This window comes from Microbacterium stercoris (genome assembly GCF_017592545.1).
In the GTDB taxonomy this organism is placed as follows: domain Bacteria; phylum Actinomycetota; class Actinomycetes; order Actinomycetales; family Microbacteriaceae; genus Microbacterium; species Microbacterium stercoris.
Genome location: NZ_JAGFOA010000002.1, coordinates 571,815 through 597,804 on the forward strand (window position 1 = coordinate 571,815; position 25,990 = coordinate 597,804).

Below are 25,990 nucleotides of genomic sequence, written 5' to 3' on the forward strand. Positions count from 1 at the left end.
TCCGCGGATGTTCGAGTCCGTCGACGCGCTGATCGACGAGCACCGCCGGGTGCAGGAGGAGCTCTCCGACCCGGCGGTGCACGCCGACGCCGCGCGCGCGAAGCGCGTGAACCGGCGCTACGCCGAACTGAACCGCATCGTGCAGGCGCACGAGGCGTGGACGGCGGCAGGGGACGACCTCGATGCCGCGCGCGAGCTCGCCCGCGAGGACGAGATGTTCGCGGAGGAGATCCCCTCGCTCGAGGAGAAGCTCGCGGCGGCGCAGGAGAAGCTGCGCCGTCTGCTGATCCCGCGCGATCCGGACGACGCCCGCGACGTGATCATGGAGATCAAGGGCGGCGAGGGCGGAGCCGAGAGCGCGCTGTTCGCCGCCGACCTGCTGCGGATGTACACGCAGTACGCCGCGTCGAAGGGCTGGAAGGTCGAGCTGCTCGACTACAACGAGTCGGATCTCGGCGGCTACAAGGACGTGCAGGTCGCGATCAAGGGCTCCTCGTCCGACCCCGCGCAGGGCGTCTGGGCGCATCTGAAGTACGAGGGCGGGGTGCACCGCGTGCAGCGGGTGCCCGCGACCGAGTCGCAGGGGCGCATCCACACCTCCACGACGGGTGTGCTCGTTTTCCCCGAGGTCGACGAGCCCGAGGAGATCCACATCGATCCGAACGACCTGAAGATCGATGTCTTCCGGTCATCCGGCCCCGGCGGTCAGTCGGTCAACACGACCGACTCGGCCGTGCGCATCACCCACGTGCCCACGGGCATCGTCGTGTCGATGCAGAACGAGAAGTCGCAGCTGCAGAACCGCGAGGCCGCGCTGCGCGTGCTGCGCGCCCGCCTGCTCGCGCGTCAGCAGGAGGAGCTCGACCAGGTCGCCGCGGACGCGCGCAAGTCGCAGATCCGCGGCATGGACCGCTCGGAGCGCATCCGCACGTACAACTTCCCGGAGAACCGCATCGCGGATCACCGCACGGGATACAAGGCGTACAACCTCGACCAGGTCATGGACGGCGCGATCGAGCCGATCGTGCAGTCGTGCATCGAGGCCGACGAGGCCGAGCGTCTCGCGGCGCTCGGCGACCACGGCTGACGCCGCGCCACGGCTGACGCCGCCCCGCCCGACGGGTGCCACCTGCCTGACCTTCGCCCGGATCCGTGTATCAGGATCCGCCGTCGCCCCTCGTGAGGGGTATGGCCCGCCGTGTGCGCGGGCGGGACGGAGAGGCTCATGCTGTACGGGATGCTCGCCGGCGCCGCGATGGCGCTGGCACTCGGTGCGCCCGCGGCTCCGGCGACCGACGATCTGTACCCGCCGGAGCAGCCGTCGGAGCCGTCGCTGAACGCGACGGCCTTCGCAGAGTGCATCGACGATGCGCCGTGGATCACGTACGACGTCACGCTGGTCGATGCGGACGACGCCTCGACCTCGCGGGACGCGTCGCTGGTCTTCACGAAGGGCGCGAACCGCTTCGAGGTTCCCCTCGGCACGCTCGGCGCCGACAACCATCTCGAGGGCCGGATCCTCTGGCCCGCCGCCGAGGTGGACGCATCCGGCACCGGATCCGACTGGCCCGGCTGGGTGCAGGATGCCGCGGGCCGGTGGAGCGAGGTCGGTGAGGCCGATCTCGGCTGGACGCGTCAGGGCACCGCGATCACCGTCGAGGTCAATCCCGAGGCGGTCACCGCCATGACCTACCCGCCGTCCACGCCGGGCTGCGTGCTCCACCCCCGCTCGCAGACCGGGGCGCAGCCGGCGGCCGCCCAACCCGGACCCACGGGACTCGCCGCCACCGGCGCCGACATCGCCGTTCCGCTGCTGGTCGGGGCGGCCCTCGTGGCGGGCGGCGTCGCATTCGCCACCGCGCGTCGACGACCGCGGATGTGACGGGCGGAACACCATGGGCCTCCGTCGGATCGTGCCGCGCGTCCTTCTGGGCGCGGTTGTGCTCGTGGTCGCCGCCGGCGCCTGGCTGATCGTGCGCGGCGTGCTCGCCGTGGGCGAGGCCATGGCGCTGAAGACGGCCGCCGCGCAGTTCGAGGCCGATCTCGACGTGGCGGCTTCGGACGCGGCGGGCGCCGCATCCACCCTGGACCGCATGTCCGGTGACGCGGGGGCGCTCGCCGGACATGCGCTGACGCTGGCGTCTCTGACGTCGGATCCCGTGTGGCGGGCCGCCGAGGCGGTGCCGTTCGCGGGGGAGCAGCTGGCCGCCGCGCGGGTGGGCGCCGCCGAGCTCGCGCACCTCACGGTCGCGGGCCGCGACGTGCTCCGCGCGGCGGCGGGCGTGCTCGACGCCCCCGCCGCCGGCGGCCTCGACCTCGAGGCGATCCGCGCGCTGCGTCCGCCGCTCGACGACGTGGTCGCCGCGCTCGACGATGCGCGCACCGCGCTGGACGGCATCGACCGCACGCGTCTGCTCGGACCGGTGGACCAGGGCCTCGATGCGCTTCAGGCGATGATCGAGCGCACGGGTCCCGCCTTCGAGGCGATGCGGGCGACGGCGGCGGTGGTGCCGCCCCTGCTCGGTGCCGACGAGCCGCGGCTCATCCTGCTGATGCTGCAGAACCCCGCGGAGCTGCGTGCGGGCGGCGGGATCACCGGCACATTCATCGCGATCCGCGCCGACGACGGACACCTGGAGCTGGTGGATCAGGCCGACGGATCGGTGTTCGCCCCCGCGTCGGAGCCGTTGCTGGAGATCCCGGCCGACGCGAGTGCCAGCCCCGACGACGGCGTCGGACGGTTCGTGCAGAACATCACCACCACCCCCGACTTCGCGCTGTCCGCGCGTCTCGGTGCCGCGTGGTGGGAGGGGCGCACCGGGCAGCAGGCCGACGCGGTCGTGGCGCTCGATCCTCTGGTGCTCAAGCCCCTGCTCGCGCTCACCGGCCCGGTGATGGTGGGGGAGCGGCAGATCTGGGCCGAGCAGGTCGTCGACGCGCTGCTGAGGGATCCGTACCTCGAGCAGGAGCAGGATGCGCAGACCGCCTTCTTCCGGGCGGTCACCGAGAGCGTCTTCACCGCGGCGATCGCGAAGCCCGCGGAGGCCCCCGGCATGGCATTCCACCTCGCCCCGATGATCGACGCGGGGCGTCTGGCCGTGTGGAGCGCGCATGCCGAGGAGCAGTCCGTGCTCAAGGAGACGCCGGCCGCCGGCCTCGCGGCGCGGATCGCGCAGCGCGACGCGCACGCTCTGCTCTTCGACGACCTCACGGGCGGAAAGCTCGACGCGTATCTGGCCGCGGACCTCGGGCTGACCACGTCGCGCTGCCGGCCGGATGGGGTGGCGACCACGGTGGTGAGGGCCACCCTGACCAGCGCGGTCGATCCGGGCATGATCCTGCCGTGGACGTCGTTCCCCGCGATGGGCGGCTTCGATCGCCACGACATCGGCCTGCGCCTCACGGCGCTGGCTCCTCCCGGATCGGTGGTGGAGGCGGTGCAGGTCGACGGGAAGCCCGTGGCTTGGAGCGCCGCGACGGTGGTGGGCCGCCCCGGCGCGGCGGCACGTGTCACGCTGACGCCCGGGCAGAGCGCCGTCGTCGAGTTCCGCTTCGCGGGCGATCCGGATCCGTCCGATCCCGTCCTGATCCACACACCGCTGGTCGGTGATCCTCCTATTCGTGTCGAGGAGGGGTCATGTCGATGAAATTCGCGGACGTTTACGCCCATGGCCCTTGTGGGCGGGCCCGTGAGGCGGACAGGATGTGGCGCGTGGAGGAAGAACCTCTGCCGCGTTATCCGGAATCCCCCGTTCCGGATGCCGTCTCCGAGGCGTCACCCCGCGCATCGGATCAGGCGCCCCCGGCGTCCGGCGACGACACGGGTGATCGTCGTGCGCGCTGGCAGGAGGCCGCGAGGCTCTTTCTGCGCTGGCGGGACGCGGCCGACTCGCGCGCCCTCGATGAGCTGGTGCGGCTGCTCAGCCCGATGCTCTGGCACGTCGTGCGCGCGTACGGGCTGCGACGTGAGGCCGCCGAGGATGTTGTGCAGGCCACCTGGCTCGCCTTCGTGCGCAAGCACGAGAGCATCGCCGATCCGCTCGCGGTGTCGGCCTGGCTCACCATGACCGCTCGCCGCGAGGCGTGGCGCACATCGAAGATCGACGGCCGAGCGGACGCCACCGAGGACGAGACGCTGGAGCGGCAGCTGCCCACGAGCGCCACCGCCGAGGACACCGCTCTGGGCGACCTGGAGGCGCAGTCGCTGTGGCATGCCGTGAGCGGGCTCGACGAGCGCTGCCAGCGGCTGCTGCGTGTGGTCGCTTTCGACGACCGGCCCGACTACCGGCGGATCGCGAGCGATCTGCACATGCCCATCGGAAGCATCGGACCGACGCGGCAGAGGTGTCTGAGCAAGCTGCGGGCGCGGCTTGACGGCCCGCAAGGGGTGATTCGGGGATGATCGTGAACGTGCATATGGATGAGGAAGACCGGCGAACGCTCGACGCGCTCGCGCGTATGTGGGAGCGGAGGGACGCGCCGCCCGCCGATCTCGCCGAGAGGATGATCGCGGCCGTCGCGGTCGACGACCTCTCCCGCGAGTACGCGCTGCTGACCGAGGTGTCGGCCGGCGAGGTCGCGGTGCGCTCCGAGCAGGAGCGCTTGACGCTGCAGTTCAGCGACGAGACCACGAGCGTGCTGCTGCACGTCTCGGCCACGGAATCGGGCGCGCGTCGCGTCGACGGATGGTCCGAGCCCTCGGTGCTCGCCGCGCGCCTGTCGCAGGATGCGCGCGAGTGGGCGGCCGAGCTGAGCGACGAGGGCCGATTCGCGTTCGCGGACGTGACCCCGGGCCTGTCATCCGTGCGATTGATCGTCCGGCTCGACGGCGAGCTGCGGGAGTTCATCACGCCTCAATTCGAGGTGTGACCTCCTCCCGCGGCTGAGGCGGCGCTTCCCCCCGGGCGTCGTCTGGTGATGGAGTGCGGCAACGCGCCGCGGAGAGAGGTGACCCATGGCATCCGACGACGGCTCCCAGCCCGAGAACTGGACATGGCGGGAGCGCGCCGCCGGCAGCGTGCCGCGCGGGCGCACGCTGGACCCCACGATCGAGCCGATCGAGGGCATCCAGGCATACCCCACGGTGTACAAGCCGGTCGAGCTCATCGACTCGAGCCACCGCTCCTCGCGCGAACAGAACCTGCGCGAGCTGCAGGGAGCCGCTCGCGAGCTGGGTTGGCGCGTCGAGGTGACCGACCTCGAGGGCCGCGCGCTGCGTGATCCGGGCGCCGAGCCCGACGAGCTTCTGCCCGGGGTGCCCGGGACGCGACTGCTGCGCGTCGTCGCCGACGACAGCCTCGGCGACGGCGCCATGCCGTTCGCGCCCGACGCCTGGCGGCTGCTGCAGCGCGCCCGCGCGCGGTCGAAGTCGAATCTCGAGGGCATCGGGCTCAACCACGTGCTGGCTATTCACCCCGTCGGTGTGAACCCGTTCGCCTCCTCGAACCCCTTCATCCCGACGAACCCCTTCATCCCGACGAACCCGTTCATCCCGACGAATCCGGCGGGTTCTGCAGAGTACGCCTATCCCGGGTCGGGTGGCCGGCAGCCGGTTGCGCGACTCGGGGCCGGACCTGTCCGGGTGGCGAAGCCAGGGCGTGGCCAGCGCCGCCCGGTGGTCGCCATCCTCGACACGGGGTGTGGCGTCCACGAGTGGCTGCCGGAGGACATCGTCACCCGGCAGCTGACCATAGACGGAGCGCCCATCGGGCTCACCGACGACGCCGACCCGGAGAAGTATGGAGACCTCTACGGTCAGCTCGACGGAGCCATCGATCCGATTCCGGGTCATGGCACCTTCATCGCCGGCATCGTCCGCCAGCTCGCACCCGAAGCGGATCTCGTGTCCGTACGGCTCGCGGATGCACAAGGAGTGGTCGATGAGAGCATGCTGATCCGCACGCTGGGAGAGGTGATCGAACTCGCCAGGCGGCACGCCGCAGGCGAGTCGGGAGGACAGCCCATCGATGTGCTCAACCTCTCTTTCGGCTACTACCACGAGACGCCCGACGACGGTCTGTTCTCCCTCACCGTGTATCACCTGCTCCGCTTCGCACGGGGGCTCGGGATCGCTGTCGTGTGCTCGGCGGGCAACGATGCGATCGATCGGCCGGCGTTCCCGGCATCACTGTGGCCGTGGCCTGGGGCTGACAACGGCATCCCCCATGACGACGATGCCGAGCACGTCTCGGTGGGCGCGCTCAATCCCGGAGAGACATCCGTCGCGTTGTACTCGAACGTCGGCCCCTGGGTGCGCGCATACGCGCCTGGCACGTCGGTCGTCAGCAGCATCCCGCGTTTCGAGGGCGGCCGGCAGGCGAGCACCCGAGAAGATCTCTATGACCGACGTCGCCAGACGATCGCCCCTGAGGACTTCCGGGGGGCGTTCGCGACATGGAGCGGCACCTCTTTCGCGGCCCCGTACGTCGCGGGCGCGATCGCGGCTGAACTGGGTCTGATCTCCGTCAATCGCGCGGTGCGAGCCGGAGCCGTCCAACGTTCGCGGAAGGCCACGGAGGCGGCGCTGACAGAGATCGCGAAGAGCGACGGGTCAAGGATCTGACATGAACGTGCGCCGGGGGGCAGGCACGCAGGACATTCGTGGGTGTGAACGGCATGGGGGGAGCCTCAGGGTAAAGGAAACGCGGTCCGGCGGCTCGGTCGGGGATCCGATCCGTCTGGACACATGATGCTCCCGACCTCTGACATCCGCACCCTTTCCGGCGAGATTCACCCTGAGGGTGAGACGCCGTGCGACTGACCGCTGAAGAGCTTCACGCGCGCGGCGTGGTGCTGAGCAATCGCGGCAACCTCGCGGCCGCTCATCGGACGCTCCGGACCGCGGCGGAGCGCGCCGAGACCGAGGACGAGCGTGCTCGGATCGCGGGCACGCTCGCGTTCGTGCTGACGCGCACCGGGCACCCCGATGAGGCCGAACGGATCTGCCGCGAAGCGCTCGCGCGGGCGGAAGCGCGCGGCACAGTGGGTTCTGATGCCACCGCGGTGCTGCTCGGGCAACTGGGCGCCCTCGCGACCGCGAGAGGCGATCACGCCGAGGCGCTTCCCGTCCTTGCGCGAGCGATCCGCTTGGAGACGAATGCCACTCGGCTGGGCAACATGCTCGTGGTGCGCAGCGTCGCGTTGATGAGGCGCCAGCGCCTGCGAGAGGCGCGTCGCGATCTGGATGAGGCGGCGAAGCGGTTCGCCGATGCGGGGGCAGTGCACAACCGTGCGATGAGCATCCACAACGCCGGCTATGTCGCCCTCCTGGAGGGTGATCTCATCACGGCGCTGGAGCTGATGAGCGAGGCCAGACCGCTGGCCGCCTCGTCGCCCGTGAACGCGGCCATCTGCGACCTCGACCGTGCCGAGGTGCTGCGCGAGGCGGGGCAGCTCGAGGAGGCCGAGCGCACGCTCGAGAGCGTCGCACGCTCGTTCGGCGCGGCGGGCATGCCGCAGTCGCGCGCCGAGGCGGAGTTCCACCTGGCGCGCTCCCTCGTCACGCACGATCCGGCGAAGGCCGCCGAGGTCGCGGGGCACGCCGTGCGGCGCTTCCGCAGGCTCGGCAGCAGGGTCTGGGCGGCGCGCGCCGAGGGGCTGCGACAGCGCGCGCTGCTCTCGCTCCCAACGGTCGGGCGGCGTCGACCGACTGTCGAGCAGGTGCGTGCCGCCGAGATCGAGCTCGAGCAGGTCGGCTTCCGCACCGAGGCGCAGATGCTGCGGCTCACCCACCGCGTGTCGCGCGCTCGCCGCGGTGACCTCGATCCCACGCGCATCCGGCTCAGCCCCTCCGATCCGCTTCCCGTGCGGCTGCTCGCGCACGAGGCGCGCGCGGTGCAGGCCGGGGCCCGGGGACGCGACGCCGACGTTCGCCGCCACGCCGCCGCCGGCCTCGAGAGCCTGGCCGCATGGCAGCGGTCGTTCGGCTCGCTGGACATGGCGTCATCGATCGCCATGCACGGCAACGCGCTGATGCTCGAGGGCCTGGGGGCCGCCATGCGCTCGGGCCGCCCGGACGTGCTGTTCGAGTGGTCGGAGCAGGCGCGGCACTTCGCGCACCAGGTCGCCCCGGTGCGTCCGCCCCGCGATCCCGCGCACGCCGCCGACCTCGCCCAGCTGCGGATGCTGCGCGAGGAGACGGGGGTCTCTTGGGAGGCCGACGCGCGTGTGCACGAGCTGCGCGAGCGCATCCGCAAGCGCCAATGGGCCACGGCGGGCGAGGCGGAGGCCGTGCCCCGCATCGACCTCGAGACGCTGCGAGCCGCCCTCGGCACCGACACGGCGCTGCTGAGCTACGTGTACGCGCGCGGGCAGCTGCAGTGTCTGGTCGTGCCCGCGACGGGGCCCGCGCGCATCATCGACATCGACGCCGCCGCGGTGCGCGAGCGGATGCCCGGTCTGCGTGCCGACCTCGACGTGGCCGCCGCCGTGGGATCCGGCCCGATGGCGCGGATCGTGCGCGTCGCGCTCGACGCGCGGCTCGCGACGCTCTCATCCCTGCTGGTGGAGGAGGCCATGACCGCCGCGGGAGACCCGCGCCGGGTGATGATCACCACTCCGGGGATCCTCGCGGGGCTGCCGTGGACGATGCTGCCCGCGATGCGCGGCCGGTCGGTCTCGCTCGTGCGCTCGGCCTCGCGCTGGGTGGCCGCGCGCCCGCGGGTCGGTCCGGGAGCAAGCGCGGGCTTCGCCGTCGGACCGGGCATCGCGCGCGGGCCGGAGGAAGCCCAGGCGGCGGCTTTCGCCTGGGAGGTCGATGCGGCCAGCCACGGCGGCACCCATCCGACCGTGCTGTACGGGGCGGACGCGACGGTCGAGGCGGTGACGGATCTCGCCGAGACGGTCGACGTGCTGCATCTCGTCGCCCACGGCCGCCACTCGATCGATGCTCCGCTGCTCTCCGGTCTGGGCTTCAGCAATGGCGCGCTGTTCGGCTACGACATCGACCTCATCGACCGGATGCCCCGCACCGTGATCCTGTCGGCCTGCGAGCTGGGCCGCTCATCGGTGCGATGGGGAGCGGAGGCGCTGGGCATGGCCCACGCGTGGCTGCACGCCGGAGCGGTGTGCGTGATCGCGGCCCCCGTGACCGTGGCCGACGACATCGCCGCCGAGCTGCTCGGGGCCCTGCACGGCGGTCTCGCCGCGGGCCTCGCCCCCGCCGACGCGCTGGCGATGGCGACCACGGAGACCGGGCTCATCTCGCCGTTCATCACCCACGGCAGCGGCTTCTGACACGACGAACCCCGCGGCGCCGAGGCGTCCGCGGGGTCCGGGGTCAAGCGGTCAGCCTCGGAAGAAGCCGAACAGCGCCTTGACCCACTCGGGGATGATGGTGATCGCGGCCGTCTTGGACGCGTCGTTGGTTCTGGTGAAAGGCATAGAGACTCCTTGCTCGTCGGGAGGTGGTCGGGGCACATATGCCCGTCCGCTCAGCATGGCCGCCCCCGCACGACCGGTCAAGGCTCCGGCGGCGGTATCAGGGCGACTCTCGGGGGCTCCTTCCCGCCATGGCCACCGTCGATCACGTGCTGCTCACGCGCTTCAACCTGCCTTCTCTGGGACGCGAGAGCGTGATCCGGGCGCAGGACGGCTGGCTGCGCGAGCGCATCGAGCTGTTCCTGCGCTACACCGTGCCGAGTGTCGAGGCGCAGACCGCGCCCGTGAGCTGGATCGTCTACCTCGATCCGGCCAGCCCCGGCTGGCTGCTCGAGCGTCTGGGCGAGGTGGCCGCCCGCGGGGTGTTCGCGCCGGTGTTCCGCGAGAGCGTCACCACCGCGCAGATCGTCTCGGACGCCCGCGGGCTGACGGGCGCGCGCGGGGACATCCTGCTCACGACGAACCTCGACAACGACGACGCGCTGGCCTCCGACTTCGCGGCCCGGCTGCAGCAGCTGGCCGCGACGGGGCAGCGTCGTGCGCTGTACCTGGCTGACGGACTGATCCGGCGAGGAGACGCGGTGTACCTGCGTCGTGATCGCGACAACGCGTTCGCCTCCGTCGCCGAGCCCTGGGACGACGCCCTGACCGCGTGGTGCGACTGGCACAACCGGCTGCACCTGCACCTGCCGGTGACCTCGGCACAGGGAGCGCCCGGGTGGATCCAGGTGGTCCATGCGCGCAACGTCAGCAACCGCGTGCGCGGTCGCCTCACCGATCCGACCCGCCACCGCGACCGGTTCGCGGGCCTGCTCGACGACGCGCCCGCCGTGGCCGCCTCCCGCGTGGCCGCCGACGCGTGGGTGCGTCGGCCGGTGCGGGAATCCCGTGAGGTCGTGCGCGCGACCGCCAAGCGGGCCGTGCTCGCGGTGGCCGGCAAGGACGGACTCGACCGTCTCAAGAACCTGCTCGTGCGGGCGTGAGAACGGATCCGGATCCGCGTATCAGGATCCGGGTCACCCGCTCCTCCCACACATGACAGCAAGCGAGACGGTGCGAACCGGACGACCCGCACCCGCCCGGATGGGCGCCGCGGTGATCGGAGCCGGCTACTGGGGCCCCAACCTGGCGCGCAACCTGCGCGGCTCGGCGGACTGGGAGCTGATGGCCGTGTGCGACCTCGACCGGGAGCGGGCCACGCGGGTGGCCGAGTCGGTCGGCGGGGCGCCCGTGGTGACCGACGTGGAGGAGGTGCTGGCCGATCCGCTGATCGACGCGGTGGCGATCGCCACCCCGGCCCGCACCCACCATGGCCTCGTGACCAGGGCCCTGGAGGCAGGCAAGCACGTGCTCGTCGAGAAGCCGCTCGCGGCCGACCGAGCGGCGGGCGTCGCCATGGTCGAGCTCGCCCGAGAGCGCGGGCTCGTGCTGATGACCGACCACACCTACTGCTACACCCCGGCCGTGCTGCGCATCCGCGATCTCATCGCCGAGGGCGCCCTGGGCGACATCCTGTACGTCGACTCGACCCGCATCAACCTCGGGCTCGTGCAGCCCGATGTCGACGTGCTGTGGGACCTCGCGCCCCACGACCTCGCGATCCTCGACTTCGTGCTGCCCGGCGGCCTCAGCGCCGCCACGGTTTCCGCATCGGGTGCCGACCCACTCGGCGCCGGCCGGGCATGCGTGGGCTACCTCGCGCTGCCGCTGGCCAATGGGGCCATGGCGCACGTGCAGGTCAACTGGCTCAGCCCCACGAAGATCCGGCGCATGGTGATCGGGGGCACCCGTCGCACGCTCGTGTGGGACGACCTCAACCCCGCGCAGCGCCTGTCGATCTTCGACCGCGGAGTGGATGTCGCCCTCGCGGGGGATGCGGATCACGCCGCCCGCGTCTCGTACCGCCTCGGCGACACCTGGTCGCCCGCCCTGCCGGAGCAGGAGGCCCTCGCCAACGTGATGACCGAGTTCGCGAGCGCGATCCGGTCCGGACGCCCCGCCCGCACCGACGGCGACTCCGGTCTTCGTGTGCTGTCGGTGCTCGAGGCCGCTTCGCGCAGCCTCGCCGCGCAGGGTGCGCCCGCGCCGATCGCCACGACCGTCCCCACCCTCATCGGAGGTGCCGCATGACCTCGCTCACCGGAACCCGCGTGATCGTCACGGGAGGCGCCGGGTTCATCGGCAGCCACCTCGTCGACGAGCTCATCACCCGTCGCCACGTCGCCCACGTCACCGTCATCGACTCGCTCATCAACGGCAGCCGCGCGAATCTCGCGCAGTGGGCCGGGGATCCGCGGGTGCGTCTGGTGGAGGCCGACATCCGCTCCGACCAGGCGCTGCGCACGCTCGACGGCGCCGACGTGGTCTTCCACCTGGCCTGCCTCGGCGTGCGGCACAGCCTGCACGACCCGATCACCAACCACGAGGTCAACGCGACCGCGACGCTGCGACTGCTCGAGCAGGCGCGCGAGGTCGGCATCGGCCGGTTCGTGCACGTGAGCTCGAGCGAGGTGTTCGGCACGGCGCAGCGCGCGCCGATGGACGAGCGCCACCCGACCTGGCCCGAGACGGTCTACGGCGCGGCCAAGCTCGCCGGCGAGGCCTACGCCCGGGCGGCCTTCCGCACGCACGGCCTGCCGGTCGTCGTCGTTCGTCCCTTCAACACGTACGGCCCGCGCAGCCACTTCGAGGGCGACAGCGGCGAGGTGCTGCCGCGCACCATCATCCGCAACCTCTGCGGGCTCCCCGCCCTGATCTACGGCGACGGCGAGCAGACGCGCGACTTCATGCACGTCAGCGACACGGTGCGCGGACTCGCGCTGCTCGCGGAGTGCGACGCCGCAGTGGGCCGCACGGTGAACTTCGGATCGGGCCAGGAGGTCGCCATCCGCACCCTGGCCCGTGCCGTCGCCTGGCTCACCGGGCGGCCGGATCTCGACGCCGTGCACCTCGAGGACCGCCCGGGAGATGTGCGCCGCCTGCTTGTCGACGCCACGCTGATGGAGCGCCTCACGGGCTTCACCCCCGCGATGCCGTTCGAGGCGGGAGTTGCGGATCTCGTGCGCTGGTTCCGCAGCCGACCGAGCACCCCCGAGCAGATGCAGCAGCGCATCGAGGACCGCAACTGGGTGGTGACGGCATGACCGCCGCCGAGCCCACGGGCCTGCCGCGCATCGACGTGATGCGTCCGTGGCTGGGGGAGGAGGAGGCCGTCGCCGTCGCGGAGGTCATCGCCTCCGGCTGGGTGGCGCAGGGGCCCCGCGTGGCCGAGTTCGAGCGCCGCTTCGCCGAGACGCAGCAGGCCGCGTACGCGGTCGCCACCTCGAACTGCACGACCGCGCTGCACCTCGCCCTGATCGTCGCCGGCATCGGCGCGGGCGACGACGTCGTGGTGCCGTCGCTGTCGTTCATCGCCACGGCCAACGCACCCACGTATGTGGGCGCGCGTCCGGTGTTCGCCGATGTTGACCCCCTCACCGGCAACGTGACCGCCGAGACCGTCGCGGCGGCCCTCACCGACGCCACCCGCGCGGTGATCGCGGTGGATCAGGGCGGCGTGCCGGTCGACCTCGACCCGATCCGCGCGCTGTGCGATCCGCTCGGCATCGTGGTGATCGAGGATGCCGCGTGCGGCGCCGGATCGACCTACCGGGGCCGCCCCGTCGGCGCGGGCGCCGAGCTGGCCGCGTGGTCGTTCCACCCGCGCAAGGTGCTCACGACCGGAGAGGGCGGCATGCTCACCACCTCGCGCGCCGACTGGGCCGATCGCGCCCGGAAGCTGCGCGAGCACGCGATGAGCCAGTCGGCCGCCTCGCGGCACGAGACCCTGCTGACCCCCGCCGAGCACTACTCGGAGATCGGCTTCAACTTCCGCATGACCGACCTGCAGGCGGCCGTGGGCCTTGTGCAGCTCGACCGTCTGCCCCAGATCGTCGCCGACCGGCGCCGGCTCGCCGCGCGCTACACCGAGGCGCTCGCGGAGGTGCCGGGAGTGACAACGGTGGCAGACCCGGCCTGGGGCACAACGAGCTTCCAGTCGTACTGGATCGAGCTCGGGCCCGACTTCCCGATCGCCCGCGAGTGCCTGCTGGTGCGCCTCGCCGAGGCCGGCATCTCCGCCCGCCGCGGCATCATGGCAAGTCACCGCCAGCCGGCCTACGAGCACCGGGACACCGGATCCGCCTCCCTCACCGTCACGGACTGGCTCACCGACACCACGCTGATCCTGCCGCTTCATCACCAGCTGACCGACGCGGACCAGGATCGCGTGATCGCGGTGATCCGCGAGGTCGCCGACGAGGCGATGCCGGAGCACCTGTCCGAGATGTGCGTGGCCTGATGGGGATCCTGCTGATCGGCGCGAGCGGCCTCGCCCGCGAGGTGCTCGGGGCCGGCCTCGAGGACGTCACCGGCGTGCTCGACGACGATCCCGCAGCCCACCTTGCGCACTGCGGGGGAGTGGTCGTGCGCGGCGGCCTCGACGAGGCCGTGCGCCGCCCGCAGGACCAGCTGCTGATCTGCATCGGCCCGGGCCGAGCGCGTCGCGACGTGGTGCGCCGCCTCGCGGATGCCGGCGTCGGGCCCGAGCGCTTCGCGACCTTCGTCGCGCCGAGCGCACGCATCGGGCGCGGCGTCGCGATCGGGCGCGGCTCGATCCTGCTCGACGGCGTCGTCGTCACCGCCGATGCGCGTGTCGGCGCCCACGTCGTGGTGATGCCCCACGGCACGATCACCCACGACGACACGCTCGCCGACCACGTCACGCTCGCCGCGGGTGTCAGCCTCGGCGGCGGCGTGGCCGTCGGCGAGGCCGCCTACATCGGCATGAACGCCTCGGTGCACCCCGGAGTCTCGATCGGCCACGACGCCACCGTCGGCATGGGCGCCGCCGTGCTGCGCGATGTGCCCGACGGCGAGACGTGGGTGGGTGTGCCCGCCCGACCCCTCCGATCCGCGGTGCGCGCGATGCCGGCGCGCGTCGATCCGACCCTTTCCACCTCGATCCGAGAGGTCTTCGCATGACACTCGCCCCCGCCCCCATCGGCCTTGCCGTGCCCTTCCTCGACCTGCCCGCGCAGTCGGCCGAGATCGCCCACGAGGTGCTGCCCGCCTGGGAGGCCCTGCTGCGCGAGGGCGCGTTCGTCGGCGGATCGCCCGTCGCCGCCTTCGAACGCGAGTACGCCGAGTACATCGGCACGCGGCACGCGATCGGCGTCTCGAACGGCACCGACGCCCTCGAGCTGGCGCTGCGCGCCGTCGGCGTGCGCGCGGGTGACGAGGTCATCGTGCCCGCCAACTCGTTCATCGCCACGGCCGCCGCGGCGAGCCGCATCGGGGCCATGCCCGTGTTCGTCGACGTCGACGACGAGCACCTGCTGATCGATCCGGACGCGGTGGATGCGGCGATCACCTCGCGAACGCGCGCCATCGCGCCCGTGCACCTGTTCGGGCAGTCGGCGCCGCTGGAGCGGCTGCTGCCGATCGCGCGGCGGCACGACCTCGCGATCGTCGAGGACGCCGCCCAGGCACAGGGCGCCGTCGGGTCCGCGGGCCGGGCCGGCGCCGTCGGCCACATCGCCGCCACCAGCTTCTATCCGGGCAAGAACCTCGGGGCCGCCGGCGACGCCGGCGCCGTGACCACCTCGGACGACACCCTCGCCGAGACCGTGCGCTCGCTGCAGTCGCACGGCAGCACCACGAAGTACGTGCACGACCGCATCGGCGTCAACGCGCGCCTCGACGCGGTGCAGGCCGTGGTGCTGCGCGCCAAGCTGCGGCGCCTGGACGCGTGGAACACCGCGCGCCGGGCCGCCGCGTCCACCTACGCCGAGCTGCTCGGCGACCTCGACGGCGTGCGGCTGCCCGCCACGAGATCGGGCTCGAGCGACGTCTGGCACCTGTACGTCGTGCGGCTCGCGGAGCGCGACCGCGTCGCGGCCGCGCTCGGCGAGGCCGGGATCGGGGTGGGCGTGCACTACCCGACGCCGCTGCACCTCACCGGGGCCTACGCGCACCTCGGGCACCGCCGCGGCGAGTTCCCCGTCGCCGAGGCGGCGGCCGACCGGATCCTGTCGCTGCCGATGGGGCCGCACCTCACGCGCCCGCAGCAGGTCGCGGTCGCCGAGGCGCTGCGCGCCGCCGTGGGGGAGTGACCCGTGGCACGGGTGCTCGTCGCGCCGCATCACTTCGAGATCGGCGGCAGCCAGCTCGTCGCGCTCGAGCTGGCTGCCGAGGTGGCGCGTGAGGGAGAGCACGAGGTGGTGCTGTACGCGCCCCACGGCGCGCTCGAGAAGCGCGCCCGCGCCACGGGCCTCGAGCTGCACCTCTCGCCGCTGCGGGAGTCGGCGCCGTCACCCGGGCGCATCCGCGAACTCGCCGACCTGGTGCGCCGGCGCGGGATCGACCTCGTGCACACCTATGAGTGGGCGCCGACCGTCGATGCCGCCTACGGCGCGCGGGGCCTGCGGGGCACGCCGGTCATCGCCACCGTGCAGTCGATGGACTACCCCGGCTTCCTGCCCGCGGCGGTGCCGCTGATCCTGGGCACCCGCGAGCTCTGCGAGCGCGCCCGCGCAGAGGGGCGCCCCGAGGTGCACCTGCTCGAGCCGCACGTCGACCTGCAGCATTTCGATCCGGATGCGGTGCCGCGCGCCGAGATCGCGGAGGTGCGCCGGGATGCCGGTGCGGCACCGGACGAGCTGCTGGTCGTGGTGGTCGGGCGCCTCTCGGAGGAGCTCAAGCTCGACGGGCTGCTCGCGCTCGTGGAGGCGTGCGGGCGTCTTGCCGCCGTGCATCCGCTGCGGCTGGCGCTCGTCGGCGACGGACCCGCGCGCGATCGGGTGGCCGAGGCCGCAAGGCAGGCCAACGCCAAGGCCGGACGCGAGGTGGTGCGGCTTCTCGGCCCGCGCGATGATCCACGCGCGTGCTATGCCGCGGCGGATGTCGTGGTGGGCATGGGCGGCTCCGCGCTGCGGGCGATGGCCATGCGACGTCCCCTGCTCGTGCAGGGCGAGCGCGGTTTCTGGCGCATCGCCGACGCGCGGTCGCTGCCCGTCTTCCTCGCCCAGGGCTGGTACGGCCAGGGCACGGGCGAGGGATCGGTGGAGCGCTGCATCATCGAGCTCGACGCCCTGCTGCGGCTGCCCGCCACCGCGCGCGCCGCGCTCGGCGCGTGGGGGCGCGACGTCGTCGCCGCCCGCTACGGCCTGGCGCAGGCGGCGTCCGAGCTGGGGCGCCGCTACCGCGAGACCCTCGACGCGCCCCGCCCCACGCGCGGTCAGCGCCTCGCGGGATCGTTCGGCCTCGCGCGCGACATCGCTGCCCACCGGATGGCCATGCGCCATCCGGCGCTTCAGACCTCGTTCCGCAGGCTGTCGGGCCGATGAGCGCCCCCGCCGCCCCCACCGCCACCGGCGGCCTCGCCGGGCGCGCCGCCGCCGGCGTGCTCTGGACGACGGGGCAGAAGTGGGGCGCGCGACTGTTCGGCCTCGCCACTCTCGCGCTGCTCACGCGTCTGCTGACTCCCGCCGACTTCGGTGTCGTGGCGATCGGACTCGCGATCGTCCCGTTCCTGTATCTGCTCTCCGACCTGGGATTCGCGGCCTACCTCGTGCAGGCGGAGTCGCCCACCGACCGCACCCTCAGCACCGCCTTCTGGTACTCCGCCGCGGCGGGCCTCGTGCTCGCGGGCGGGGTGTGGTTCGCCGGTCCTGCGGTCGAGGCACTGCTCGGCATCGCCGGATCCGGAACCGTCATCTCCGGATTCGCGCCGGCGGCTCTCGCGGTCGCCCTCGGATCCGTGCCCCTTGCCATCCTGCGGCGCCGCATGGCCTTCGGCCGCCTCGCCGCTCAGGGGCTGGTCGCGGGCGTTCTCGGCCAGGTCGCCGCGGTCGCCCTGGCGCTCCTCGGCGCCGGTGCGATGGCTCTCGTCGCACAGACCGTGGTGCAGCAGGCGGCGGCCACGCTCGCGGCGGCTGTCTCGGCACGGTGGCGCCCGCGCCTCGCCTTCGACCCGCGGGAGTTCCGCGCGATGGCGCGGTTCGGCGTGAACGTGGTGGGCGTGGAGCTCGTGGCCATCGGTCGTGCGTGGGCCGAGAACGCGATCGTCGCGCTGGTGCTCGGTGTCACAGGCCTCGGATACCTCAGCATCGCGCAGCGGCTGGTGCAGACGGCGCAGGATCTGGGCGCGACCTCGATCGTGCCCGTCTCGACGGTCGTGTTCGCGCAGATCCGGGCCGGACGAGAGCGGCTCGCGGCCGCCTATCGCCGCGCGCAGGGGATGATCTCGCTGATCGTGATCCCCCTGATGGCGATGATCGTCGTCGCCGCGCCCGAGCTGACGGCGCTGGTGTTCGGCGCGCAGTGGGACGCAAGCGCCGATCCCGCGAGGGCCTACGCGGTGGCGGGGGTGCTCACCCTCGGCGCCACTCTCGACCACGGTCTCTTCCTCGGCCTCGGGCGCTCGGGCGTCTGGTTCGCGTACGGCCTCGCGGTCGACGCGGTGACGGTGCTCGTCACCTGGCTGCTGGCCCCGTTCGGCCTGCTCGCGATCGCGATCGGCTTCGCCGGCGTCGCCCTCGCCGCGACCCTCGCGCGCTGGCCGCTCGTGGCGCGACAGCTGGGCACCGCGTGGACGATGCTCGCCGCGCCGTTCGTGCGATCGCTTGCGATGGGATCGCTCGCGGTCGCCGGCGGGCTCGCCGCCATCGCGCTCGCCGCGGCCCTGCCCGGCCCGGCCCGCGCGGCCATCGCGGGCGCGGCCGTGATCGCCGTGTCGGCACTCGCGGCGCGCCTGCTCCTGCCCGAGGCGTTCGCCGAGGCGCGCGCCCTGGCCGCCCGCGGCCTGGCCACGGTTCGCCGGGGCCGCGCCCCGAGGGAGCGCACGGCATGAGCGCCGCCCTGCCGCGGGTGAGCGTGGTCATCCCGTGCTTCGACTACGCGCGCTACCTGCCCGACTCCGTGGGATCCGCCCTCGCGCAGCACGACGTCGACGTCGACGTGGTCATCGTCGACGACGCGTCCCGCGACGACAGCGTCGCGGTGGCCGAGGCCCTGGCCGCGCAGCATCCGCGCATCCACGTCGCGCGGCACCGCGAGAACCGCGGCCACCTCGCCACCGCGAATGATGCGCTCGGCCTCGCATCGGGGGAGTTCGTCGTGAAGCTCGATGCCGACGACCTGCTCGCGCCCGGATCCCTCGCCCGCTCGGCCGCGCTGCTGCGCGCGCACCCCGAGGTGTCGTTCTGCTACGGCTGGGCGGAGGAGTTCACGGGCACGCCGCCGGTGCTGCCAGAGGATCCCGGCCGAGGCTTCCGCATGCAGGTGTGGAACGGCGACGACTGGACCCGGCGGGTGCTGCGACGCGGCCACAACGTGATCCGCCAGCCCGAGGTGATGATCCGGCGCACCGCTCTCGAGCGCACGGGCGGCTACGACCACCGCCTGCCCTGGGCGGAAGACCTCCATCTCTGGCTGCGGCTGGCCGCCCGCGGTGCGGTCGGCCGCGTCGCCGGCCCCACGCAGGGCTTGTACCGCGTGCACGAGAAGAGCCTGATGCGCTCGGCCGGCGACCTCGAGCTCACCGACCTGCGCTGGCGCATCGCCGCGATCGACCTGTTCCTCCTGGAGCACCCGGGTGGGCGATACGAGGTGGACGAGCTGCGGGCGCTCGGGCTGTCGTCTCTGGCCCGCGAGGCCCGTGCGCTCGCGGCGCGGGGCTTCGATGCGGCGACCGCCCTCGCCGACGACCTGGACGCGCGCTCCGGGGCCCGCCCGATCCGCTCCCTCACCGCGCGCCCCGACGCACTCGGCGACGCGTGGCGGGACGTCGCGGGGAGGCTGCGCTGGCGCCGCTGGCGACGGTTCGGCGTCTGAGTCCGCTCTCGCGTATCACCCGCGGCGATCCGCGCTCTTGTCCTGTGTGCGACGAGAAGGAGACACGATGCGCGCAGCAGGTGAGCGGGAGACGATTCTCGAGACGGTGCGCTTCGCACCCCTCCCGCCGACGGAGGAGCCGACCGTCTCCGTGGTGATCCCGTGTTTCAACTACGCGCGGTACCTCGAGCAGGCGGTGCGCAGCGTGCTCGCCCAACCGGGCGTGCAGGTCGAGGTGATCGTGGTCGACGACTGCTCGACCGACGACAGCCTCGCCATCGCCCATCGGCTCGCGGCGCAGGACGAGCGGATCCGGGTGCTCGCCAACGCGGTCAACCGCGGGCCCGTCGAGACCTTCAACCGCGGGCTGGACGTGGCCCTCGGGGAGTACGTGGTGCGCCTGGACGCCGACGACCTGCTCACCCCCGGCTCGCTGCAGCGGGCCACCGCCGTGATGCAGCACCTGCCGGCGGTCGGCCTCGTCTACGGCCACCCCCTGCACTTCCGCCACGGCCGCGGCCCCGCCCGCACCGAAGCCACCGGCTGGCTCGTCTGGGACGGACCCGAGTGGCTCGCCGCGCGCTGCGCCTCCGGCGACAACGTCATCACGTCGCCCGAGGTGGTGATGCGCCGCAGCGTGCTCGACCGCGTCGGCGGCCAGCGCCCCCTCGCGCACACGCACGACATGGAGCACTGGCTGCGCATCGCCGCGCACGCCGACGTGGCGTACCTCGAAGGCTGCGACCAGGCCTGGCACCGCGAGCACGACGCGAGCCTGTCGATGGCCGCCCAGGATCCGAGCGTGTTCCTGCGTGAGGTGAGCGCGGCATTCGAGACCCTGTGCGACGAGGGCGATGTGCACGATCCCGAGCCGCTGCGTCGCGCGGCCCGTCGCGGTGTCGCGCTGTCGGCCCTCGGCTACGCCCGTCGCGACGTCGATCGCGGGGAATGGACCGCATCGGCCGCCGATCTGCGGGCGCTCGCCCTCGAGCTCTGGCCCGCCGTGCTCGATCTTCCCGAGGGACGCGCCTTCGAGGCGGCCCGCCGCCGCGGCTCCGCCTGGCCCGCGCCCCTGGCGCGTCTGGCCGGTCTGGCGCCGCGGGCCGCGCGTCGCCGCCGGATCGACGCCCGATGGGAGCGCTGGGGCGCCACCGGGGTCTATGAGCCGCTGCGGATCTCGCGCGGCGAGCCCGTGACGTCTCTCACACCGGCGAACGAGGGCGATGGCCCGATCCCTCTGCGGGAGGCGGTATGACCTCCTTCGCCGCAGGGCTGAGGGTGCTGCGCCGACAGGGCCCCGGCGCCTTCGCGCGCCGTGCGCTCGAACTCGCCGCGCTCCGCCTGGGCGAGGACCACGGGCTCGGCCTGGCCGACGCGGATGTGGCCGACTCGGCGAACCTGCACCTGCCGGTTCCGGACATCCGGCCGGCGGAGGGAGAGCCGCTCGCGATCGGCTGGGTGACCACGCCTCCCGGCCCGGGATCGGGCGGCCACACGACGCTGTTCCGCATGGTCGAGGCGGCCGAAGCAGCCGGACACCGCTGCGTGCTCTTCCTCGCCGACCGCCACGACGGCGATCCGGTCGCCCGTGAGCGCGTCATCCGCGACTGGTGGCCCGGCGTGCGCGCCGAGGTGCGCTCGGCGGCCGACGGCATCGCGGGCGTGGATGCCGCCGTCGCGTCGTCGTGGGAGACGGCGCACGTGCTCGCCACCCGGGGGGCCGACGCCATGCGCCGCCTCTATTTCGTGCAGGACTTCGAGCCGTGGTTCCACCCGCGTGGCGCCGCCTACGCCCTCGCCGAGGACACCTACCGCTTCGGGTTCCGCACCATCGCGCTCGGCGAGGCGGTCGCGCAGGCCCTGCGGCAGGAGATCGGGATCGAGCCGGATGTCACCTCCTTCGGCTGCGACACCGACATCTACCGTCCGCTCCCCGGCGCCCGGCGCGAGGGGGTCGTCGCCTACGTGCGCCCCGGCGTCGCGCGGCGCGGCTGGGAGCTCGCGCGCCTCGCGCTCGCCCGCTTCCACGAAGAGCGTCCGGAGGTGCCGATCCACCTCTACGGCGACGTCCTCACGGGCGCGGCCCGTCGGCAGCTGCCGTTCGAGGCCATCCAGCACGGGCGCCTCTCGCCCCTCGAGCTCAACGAGCTGTACGCGGAGTGCGTCGCGGGCATCGCGATGTCGTTCACGAACATCTCGCTCGTGGCCGAGGAGATGATCGCCGCGGGTGTGGTGCCGGTCGTGGGCGACTCGGCCCTGGCCCGTGCCGACCTCCCGGGCGACGCCGCGGCGTGGGCGCGGCCCACTCCGGCAGGCATCGCGGCCGCGCTCGGTGCGGCACTCGACCGCCCCGATCGCGACGCGCACGCCCTGGAGATCTCGGCGACCGCCCGCAGCGGATGGAGCAGGGCGCAGCACGATGTCGTGCGCATCATCGAGGACGAGGTGCACGGGCCCGCCCGGCACTCGACGAGAGCCGCCCTGCGATGACTGTCCGGACGATCCTGCGCATCCTGCTGCGTCGCTGGTACGTGATGCTCCTCGTGCTCGGCGCGGCCGGGGCGGGCACCGCGTACCTCGTCGCGCACGCCGACGGCGTCTACTCGACGCGCACGATCGTCAACTTCCTGTACTCGTACGAGTCGAGCCTCGCGCTGGACGGATCGGTCAAGGACGACGACGTCATCGCGTTCGCGGGGGCCGTCGCCGCCGAGGTCGTGCCCGGTCGCGACGCGGTGCGCTACGCCGCAGGCGACGCGCCCTACTACGGCGCCGGCCTGCGCGAGGGTGTGCTCGTCGGCCTCGTCGACTACGGAAACCAGTGGACCCCGAGCTACGGCGTCGCCGCGATCGAGATCCAGATCGTGGGGGAGTCGCTCGCGTGGGTCCAGGCCCGGCAGCGCGAGGCGCTCGCGCGCATCGAGCACAGCCCCTACGTGATCCAGCAGCCCGGCGACATCACCGATCTGGTGCCGCGCGTCGACCCCCTGAGCCTGCAGATCCAGCACATCACCCCGTCACGCACCGCCCTCGTCGCCGCGATCGCGGCGCTGGGCGGGGCCGGCCTGCTCGCGGCGGGAGCGCTCTCCGTGGGCGTCGACCGCCTCGCGCACCGCTCATCCGCCCCCGAGGAGAGAACATCATGAACATCGCCGAGACGCTGCGCGGCCTGCTGCGCCGCTGGTACATCCTGATCCCGGGCCTGCTGCTCGCCGTGGCAGCCGCCGGGTACCTGTGGATCGAGACCCCGCCCACGTATCAGCGCTCCGGATCGCAGCTGCTGCTGCCCGCGGAGGCCACGCTGCCCGAGGTCGAGATCAAGGTCGAGGGCGGCGAGCCGGGTGAGACCGAGACCCTGGCCCCCAACCCCTTCCTTTACCTCGGTGGCCTGAACACCGCGGCCGACGTGCTGGTCAGCGCCGTGCGCGGCGCGCCCGCCGTGGCGTCGGCGGCCGAGCGGTATCCGGGCTCCGAGATCGAGGTCGCCCGCGATCCGATGTCGTCCGGCCCCATGCTGCTCGTGACGGTGACCGCGGCGACGGACGACGACGCGGCCTCCCTGCTCGCTGCGATGCTGGATGAGACCGCGCGTGTGCTCGATGAGATCCAGACGACCCAGAATGTGCCGGATCGGTCGCGCATCGCCATCTCGCCGATCGCCGTCGATCTCGAGAGCACCCTCGGCACGAAAGACCGCATGATGCTCGCGGCCGGCGCCGGCGTCGGCATCCTCCTGTTCGCCGTGCTGCTCGCCGCGGCGGTCGACGGACTGGTCCGCAGCCGCGGACGCCGTGCGGCGCGTCGACGGGCGCGGGCGAGCGGCAAGAGCCGCCGCGACCGCGAGTCCGGGCGGCGTGGCCTGGAGACGAGCGAACCGGGGCCGCTCCGTGAGAGCGTCGAGGAGCTGGCCGACGACGACGAGCCGGCCGAGGTGCCGGGCAACGTCGTGCACCTGCCGCTCACGGATCGCGACCCGGAGCGCGCCGAGCGCGCCGAGCGCGCCTCCGACGAGGCGTCCGAGTCCGACGACGACGAGCAGGATCCCGACCTCCCGGATCCCGGAACCGCCCCCGTGGGCGCGCGGGCCCGCCGGCGATGAGCACCCCCGTGGGATCGCCGCCCTCCGCGCGCCCCGCGCCGCCCGTCGCGGCCGTGCACGGACGCAGCCGTAGGGCCCGCACCGGCACCGCGCTGACGATGGTGACCGTCTACATCGTGCTGCTGTTCGGCGTGCCCTCCAACCTCACGCTCACGGGTCTCGGCTCTCTGGGGCGCCCCTCCCTGCTGTGGGGACTCGTGTTGCTGCTCTGGTGGGTGATCGCGCGCCTTCAGGCCCGCGCGATCGATGTGACCCCCGCCTCTCAGCCCGTGCGCTGGGCCATCACCCTGCTGTTCGCGGTGGCTCTCGTGAGCTTCGCCGCGGCGATGCTGCGCGGCCAGCCCGGCGACCAGCAGATGACGGCGATGACGTCGATCGCGCGCCTGCTCTCGTGGGGCGGCGTCGTGCTGGTCACCATGGACGGCCTGCGCACCCTGCGAGACGTCGACCGGCTCGTCGCGCGGCTCGTGATCGCCGGCACCGCGATCGCCCTGCTCGGGCTCGCGCAGTTCGTCACCGGCAGCACGCTGCTCGACGTCTACGGCCTGCTGCCCGGCTTCACCAGCGAGGACGCCGGCGTGCTGGCGCGAGGCGGATTCACCCGCCCGAGCGGCACGGCGACCCATCCGCTCGAGTACTCCGCGGCGATCTGCGCCGTGCTGCCGCTTGCCATCACGCTCGGCGTCACGCGCGCCGAGGCCGGCCGCGGCCGCCTCCCGTGGACGTGGATCCCCGCGGGCATCATCCTGTTCTCCGCGCTGCTGTCGGTGTCGCGCTCGGCCATGATCGGACTCGTCGTCGCGCTCGCCGCATCGCTGCCGGCTCTGCCGCGCGCGTATCGCGGCATGATCGCGATCGGGGGACTGATCGCGGGGGCGGCGGCGGTCATCGCCGTGCCCGGACTGTTCGGCACGGTCGTGGGGCTGTTCGCCACGGTCGACTCCGACTCGAGCACCCTCTCCCGCACGAACGCGCTCGCGCGTGTGCCCGACTTCATCGCCTCCAGTCCTGCGATCGGGCTCGGCTTCGGCACGTTCCTGCCGCGGTACTACATCTTCGACAACCAGTGGGTGCTGATCCTGCTCGAGCTGGGCATCCTGGGGGCGCTCGCCTTCGCCGGCACGGTGCTCGCCGCGATGTGGAGCGCGGCCTCCACCTTCCGCCGCTCGCCCTTCGCCGACGTCGCAGCGCTCGGGAAGGGGGTCGCCGCGTCGCTGGCGACCACGGCGATCCTCTTCGCGTTCTTCGACGGGCTGAGCTTCCCCATCTCCGCGGGTGTGTTCGTGCTGCTGATCGGTCTCTCGGGAGCGCTGCGCTCGGTGGGCCATGCCGACGCGGCGCTGCCCGCGTTCGCGGGAGTCCGCGCGTGAGGCGCGTGCTGGTGCTGGCGAACACGCGCTTCTCGCCGCCCTGGATCGACGAGCTCGCCGGTCGGCCGGATGAGCCGCGCGCGTGGGTCTCGGAGGTCGACGCCGCGCTCGTCCCCGTGGACCAGCGGCTGCTCACCGACCCGCCGCGATGGCTGCGCCGGCTGTACCGGCGGGCGCCGATGCGCGCCGTGCAGGTGCTGGAGGCGCTGCGCGTGGGCTCCTCGTTCGACGCGGTGCTGTGCTGGAGCGTCGCCGACGTCGCGCTGCTGCTCGGCCTCCTTCGCCGGGTGACCCGACGCCGGATGCGCCTGGTGGCGCTCCTGACGCGCGTCTCGGAGGCGAAGAAGGCGCGGCTGCTGCGCGTCGCGCATCCGGGCATCGAGCGCATCATCCTGCCCCCGGTCACGCAGCGGGAGATCGCCGTGGATCTGGGGGTGCCCGCCGCGAAGCTCGTGGCCCTGCCGTGGACGCTGGACACGTCGTTCTGGGCGCCAGAGGCGTCGGGAGGGGCCATGATCAGCGCCGCGGGCGGCGAGATGCGCGACTACGTCACGCTCGTCCGCTCGCTCGAGGGCACGGGCATCCCGTGTCACATCGCCGGCGTGCTCGATACGGCGCGACCCGACTGGTGGAACGCGGACGACGCGGACCGCACCGGCGAGGATGCGGCGCCCGAGAACGTGACGTTCGGCACCATGCCCGCCCTGGAGCTGCGCGCGCTCTATGACCGATCGCGGATCGTGGTGGTGCCCCTGCACCCCACCGACAGCGACAACGGCATCACGTGCATGAACGAGGCGTGGGCGATGGGGCGCCCGGTCATCGTGTCGGCGGTCGCGGGGCAGCGCGACGCCTTCTCGGACGGCGTCGAGGGGCTGTGGGTGCCGCCCGGCGATCCCGAGGCGCTGCGCGCGGCGATCCTCACGCTCTGGAACGACCCCGTGCGCGCCGCGGCCATGGGGGCGGCGGGCCGCGCGCGGGTGCTCGCGACCCGCGATCACGCGGTCTTCGCGGCCGGCGTCTCGGCCCTGCTCTGACCCCACCCCACCCCACCCCTCGCTCGTCGAGCGACCGGAGCGAGCTCTGCGAGCGCAGGGAGTCGAGACGCCCCAAGCCTTCCCGCACGCCCACCCCCTTGCGCGCGTCACCCGCCGCGCCGCGCCCCCACCCCTCGCGCCCGCCCCCTCGCCGACGCCGCGCCCCCACCCCCTCGCTCGTCGAGCGACCGGAGCGAGCTCTGCGAGCGCAGGGAGTCGAGACGCCCCAAACC

The 25,990-nt window shown here is 73.1% G+C and carries 22 protein-coding genes; all 22 read left to right on the top strand.

Translation table 11 applies throughout. The annotated features are described in order from the left end of the window. Nucleotides 1-7 precede the first annotated feature (7 nt). The 22 genes from prfA to J5V96_RS17390 all read left to right on the top strand — a co-directional run bounded on the left by prfA (nt 8) and on the right by J5V96_RS17390 (nt 25,757). Nucleotides 8-1,087, top strand: coding sequence for a peptide chain release factor 1 (prfA, locus tag J5V96_RS06850; protein WP_208502006.1), 1,080 nt, complete (start codon nt 8-10; stop codon nt 1,085-1,087). A 138-nt stretch (nt 1,088-1,225) separates the two neighbouring features. Continuing rightward, a complete protein-coding gene (locus J5V96_RS06855; protein ID WP_208502007.1) occupies nt 1,226-1,882 on the top strand; it encodes a cell wall protein in 657 nt (218 codons plus the stop codon). A 31-nt stretch (nt 1,883-1,913) separates the two neighbouring features. Continuing rightward, nucleotides 1,914-3,647, top strand: a complete 1,734-nt coding sequence (locus J5V96_RS17000) for a DUF4012 domain-containing protein (protein WP_208502009.1) — start codon at nt 1,914-1,916, stop codon at nt 3,645-3,647. Between the two features lie 65 nt (nt 3,648-3,712). Beyond that, the gene (locus J5V96_RS06865; RefSeq protein ID WP_307793548.1) at nt 3,713-4,402 is read left to right on the top strand and encodes an RNA polymerase sigma factor; all 690 of its coding nucleotides are present in this window, start codon (nt 3,713-3,715) and stop codon (nt 4,400-4,402) included. Further along, entirely contained in the window at nt 4,399-4,869 is a 471-nt protein-coding gene (locus J5V96_RS06870; RefSeq protein WP_208502013.1) for a hypothetical protein, read from the top strand. Before J5V96_RS06865 ends, J5V96_RS06870 begins: the two co-directional genes overlap by 4 nt. A gap of 85 nt (nt 4,870-4,954) precedes the next feature. Continuing rightward, a complete protein-coding gene (locus J5V96_RS06875) occupies nt 4,955-6,562 on the top strand; it encodes a S8 family peptidase (protein ID WP_208502015.1) in 1,608 nt (535 codons plus the stop codon). Between the two features lie 188 nt (nt 6,563-6,750). Further along, nucleotides 6,751-9,234: a CHAT domain-containing protein gene (locus J5V96_RS06880; RefSeq protein WP_208502017.1), complete on the top strand. Its 2,484-nt coding sequence runs from the start codon at nt 6,751-6,753 to the stop codon at nt 9,232-9,234. A 275-nt stretch (nt 9,235-9,509) separates the two neighbouring features. Further along, nucleotides 9,510-10,361, top strand: coding sequence for a glycosyltransferase (locus J5V96_RS06885; protein ID WP_208502019.1), 852 nt, complete (start codon nt 9,510-9,512; stop codon nt 10,359-10,361). 52 nt (nt 10,362-10,413) lie between these two features. Then, on the top strand, nt 10,414-11,508 hold the full coding sequence (locus tag J5V96_RS06890) for a Gfo/Idh/MocA family protein (protein ID WP_236014539.1): 1,095 nt from the start codon (nt 10,414-10,416) through the stop codon (nt 11,506-11,508). After that, nucleotides 11,505-12,521, top strand: coding sequence for a dTDP-glucose 4,6-dehydratase (locus J5V96_RS06895; RefSeq protein ID WP_208502021.1), 1,017 nt, complete (start codon nt 11,505-11,507; stop codon nt 12,519-12,521). Before J5V96_RS06890 ends, J5V96_RS06895 begins: the two co-directional genes overlap by 4 nt. Next, a complete protein-coding gene (locus J5V96_RS06900; RefSeq protein ID WP_208502023.1) occupies nt 12,518-13,717 on the top strand; it encodes a DegT/DnrJ/EryC1/StrS family aminotransferase in 1,200 nt (399 codons plus the stop codon). The genes J5V96_RS06895 and J5V96_RS06900 overlap by 4 nt, the downstream gene beginning before the upstream one ends. Then, a complete protein-coding gene (locus tag J5V96_RS06905; RefSeq protein WP_307793549.1) occupies nt 13,717-14,400 on the top strand; it encodes an acetyltransferase in 684 nt (227 codons plus the stop codon). Before J5V96_RS06900 ends, J5V96_RS06905 begins: the two co-directional genes overlap by 1 nt. Then, on the top strand, nt 14,397-15,530 hold the full coding sequence (locus J5V96_RS06910) for a DegT/DnrJ/EryC1/StrS family aminotransferase (RefSeq protein WP_208502024.1): 1,134 nt from the start codon (nt 14,397-14,399) through the stop codon (nt 15,528-15,530). The genes J5V96_RS06905 and J5V96_RS06910 overlap by 4 nt, the downstream gene beginning before the upstream one ends. A gap of 3 nt (nt 15,531-15,533) precedes the next feature. Beyond that, nucleotides 15,534-16,763: a glycosyltransferase gene (locus tag J5V96_RS06915; RefSeq protein WP_208502026.1), complete on the top strand. Its 1,230-nt coding sequence runs from the start codon at nt 15,534-15,536 to the stop codon at nt 16,761-16,763. Next, nucleotides 16,760-18,268, top strand: coding sequence for an oligosaccharide flippase family protein (locus J5V96_RS06920; RefSeq protein ID WP_208502028.1), 1,509 nt, complete (start codon nt 16,760-16,762; stop codon nt 18,266-18,268). The genes J5V96_RS06915 and J5V96_RS06920 overlap by 4 nt, the downstream gene beginning before the upstream one ends. Beyond that, nucleotides 18,265-19,251 carry a glycosyltransferase family 2 protein gene (locus tag J5V96_RS06925; protein ID WP_208502030.1) on the top strand — a complete coding sequence of 329 codons (987 nt, stop codon included), beginning with the start codon at nt 18,265-18,267 and terminating at the stop codon, nt 19,249-19,251. Before J5V96_RS06920 ends, J5V96_RS06925 begins: the two co-directional genes overlap by 4 nt. A 67-nt stretch (nt 19,252-19,318) precedes the next feature. Next, nucleotides 19,319-20,506: a glycosyltransferase family 2 protein gene (locus J5V96_RS06930; RefSeq protein ID WP_208502031.1), complete on the top strand. Its 1,188-nt coding sequence runs from the start codon at nt 19,319-19,321 to the stop codon at nt 20,504-20,506. Beyond that, the gene (locus J5V96_RS06935) at nt 20,503-21,741 is read left to right on the top strand and encodes a rhamnosyltransferase WsaF family glycosyltransferase (protein WP_208502033.1); all 1,239 of its coding nucleotides are present in this window, start codon (nt 20,503-20,505) and stop codon (nt 21,739-21,741) included. The genes J5V96_RS06930 and J5V96_RS06935 overlap by 4 nt, the downstream gene beginning before the upstream one ends. After that, nucleotides 21,738-22,397, top strand: coding sequence for a hypothetical protein (locus J5V96_RS06940; RefSeq protein ID WP_208502035.1), 660 nt, complete (start codon nt 21,738-21,740; stop codon nt 22,395-22,397). The genes J5V96_RS06935 and J5V96_RS06940 overlap by 4 nt, the downstream gene beginning before the upstream one ends. Further along, the gene (locus J5V96_RS06945) at nt 22,394-23,350 is read left to right on the top strand and encodes a YveK family protein (protein ID WP_208502037.1); all 957 of its coding nucleotides are present in this window, start codon (nt 22,394-22,396) and stop codon (nt 23,348-23,350) included. The genes J5V96_RS06940 and J5V96_RS06945 overlap by 4 nt, the downstream gene beginning before the upstream one ends. 8 nt (nt 23,351-23,358) lie before the next feature. After that, entirely contained in the window at nt 23,359-24,720 is a 1,362-nt protein-coding gene (locus J5V96_RS17240) for an O-antigen ligase family protein (protein WP_208502039.1), read from the top strand. Continuing rightward, nucleotides 24,717-25,757: a glycosyltransferase gene (locus J5V96_RS17390; protein WP_208502041.1), complete on the top strand. Its 1,041-nt coding sequence runs from the start codon at nt 24,717-24,719 to the stop codon at nt 25,755-25,757. The genes J5V96_RS17240 and J5V96_RS17390 overlap by 4 nt, the downstream gene beginning before the upstream one ends. Nucleotides 25,758-25,990: the final 233 nt, after the last annotated feature.